The organism is Fructobacillus tropaeoli (assembly GCF_001047135.2).
Taxonomy (GTDB): Bacteria; Bacillota; Bacilli; order Lactobacillales; family Lactobacillaceae; genus Fructobacillus; species Fructobacillus tropaeoli.
The window spans coordinates 1-428 of record NZ_DF968152.1 but is presented as its reverse complement, the minus strand read 5'-3'; the positions used below and the strand labels follow the sequence as shown (position 1 = coordinate 428).

General features: G+C 39.3%; 1 protein-coding gene. It reads left to right on the top strand.

The annotated features are described in order from the left end of the window. Nucleotides 1-213 precede the first annotated feature (213 nt). The coding region (locus tag AOQ32_RS08480) for a hypothetical protein (RefSeq protein ID WP_059394402.1) at nt 214-428 on the top strand (215 nt) is incomplete at its 3' end.

The following is a 428-nucleotide window of genomic DNA, read 5'->3' as shown; positions in this document are numbered from 1 at the left end:
GATACCCATCGGACTCATTCTATTTATCTCCTATAAATAGAGATGTTTTTACTGAAACAGAAATCATTGAAGCAGGATACAACCCAGACATGTTCGACCGGGAAGAGGTGGAGTGATGGAACTGACTAAAGAAGAGTACGAAGTGTTGCAAGGCGTAACTGCAATTATCTCTACAATGCCAATTGACGATGAAAGTGTTGAAGAGGTGGAGTGATGAAGATACTAAGTTTACAGAGCGTTGGATTAGGTGCCGTATTTCCAAGTGGTGATTATCTAGGTATCAACGAACCATATATTGTAAAAGTTGGTGAAAAAATAAAAGACGGACGTGGTTATGAAACTCAGGTAGATGTTACGCGTATCGAAGATGAAGACGAATGGTATAAAGTTTACACTTCAGACGGTCATTTTCGAATTTTTCCAGCAGA